The organism is Mesorhizobium sp. M6A.T.Ce.TU.002.03.1.1, assembly GCF_003997275.1.
Taxonomy (GTDB): domain Bacteria; phylum Pseudomonadota; class Alphaproteobacteria; order Rhizobiales; family Rhizobiaceae; genus Mesorhizobium; species Mesorhizobium mediterraneum.
In genome coordinates this window covers 1-1,478 of sequence record NZ_RZTI01000275.1, presented here as the reverse complement: position 1 = coordinate 1,478, position 1,478 = coordinate 1, and the positions used below count along the sequence as shown (strand labels likewise).

The following is a 1,478-nucleotide window of genomic DNA, read 5'->3' as shown; positions in this document are numbered from 1 at the left end:
AGACGAGGCAGAGGCCGCCGAGGCAGAAGCCACCGCCGCGACTGCAGCCACGACGGACGACACGGACACCGCCGGGACAGACCAGGACGCCACCAACCGCCGGGCCGTGACAATTGATTCCGCCGACAGGCAGGAGCTCGATCCGGGCGCCGAGCGCGCCGAAGCCATCGAAGGTCGGGACAGGAAGGTCGAGGACGACCCGTTCGCCGCCACCGGCATCAAACTCGGCTCGTTCGTGATCAGGCCGACGCTCGAACAAGGCCTGACGGCCTCGTCGAATGCCGATTCAAGCGCCGACGGCAAGCCGGCACTGCTGTCGGAAACGACGCTGCGCTTCAATGCCGTCTCCGACTGGCGAGAGAATTCGGCTGTCATCGACGGCTACGGCACTTTTCTCAAGACCATATCGGGCGACGAGATTCAGGAGTTGCGGGGCCGAGTCGACGGCACGTTCAATGTCGACCTCGACAACGATCTGCGCGCCATCGCCAAGCTCGGTTACGAGGCGGCGCCGGAATCGGCTTCGTCGCCGGTCGTTGTCGAAGGCACCATCGAGCAGCCAGTGCGCCAGACCATTGACGGCAGTCTCGCGGTCGAGAAGGATGCCGGCAAGATGCGCTTTGCACTGACCGGCGCGGTCGAACGCGACATCTATGGCGACGCCAAGCTTTCGACGGGCGGAACGGTGTCGCAGAAAGCCCGCGACTCGACGCTCTATACCGCCACCTTGCGTACCGGCTATGAGATTTCTCCCGCCATCACGCCTTTCACCGAGGTCGAAATCGGCCGCCGCGTCTATGATTTGCGCGTCGACCCCAATGGTTTCGAACGATCCTCGACACGGCTTGGCGTACGGGCCGGTGCCGAACTCGACCTCGGCGAGAAGCTTGCCGGCGAATTCTCGGCCGGCTGGCTGCGGGAAGCGATCGACGATGACCGCCTGGAGGCGATTTCGGGCGCCACGGTGAACGCCGACCTCAGATGGTCGCCGGAACGCGGCACCACGATCGGCCTCACCGGCCAAACCACCGTCGAGGGCACGACAACTCCCGACGAAAGCGGCGACATCCTTTACTCCGGCCGCCTCACCGGCGAGCGGGAAATCCGTGCCAACCTGATCGGGAACGCAGCTCTCGGCGTGGACTGGCGCGACTATATCGGGTCCGACGGCCATGACCTGACGCTGAGCGCCGAGGCCGGACTGACATGGTGGCTGAACCGGTATGCCGGACTGACCACCCGCGCCAGAACCGAAAAACAGACCAGCAACCTGGAGGGCCGCGACTACACGGCCCACAGCATCTTCGTCGGGGTGACGCTGCAGCCGTAAAGCAAGCCGTTGAAGGTTTGGGTACGTCGAGATTCGGGTCAGGCAGTGGCGGGAACGGCGGTTTCGAGAACCTGAACGCGGCCTACATTGGGTTATGCAAGTACCGGAAGCGCAGAAATCGCCGTTCGCAGGCCGGCTGAATGTCAGC

1 protein-coding gene is annotated in these 1,478 nt (G+C 64.3%); it reads left to right on the top strand.

Annotation, left to right across the window (positions count from 1 at the left end; genetic code table 11):
- A partial coding sequence (locus EOC93_RS33445) for an outer membrane beta-barrel protein (protein ID WP_127206750.1) occupies positions 1 to 1,330 on the top strand: 1,330 nt, incomplete at its 5' end.
- Positions 1,331 to 1,478: the final 148 nt, after the last annotated feature.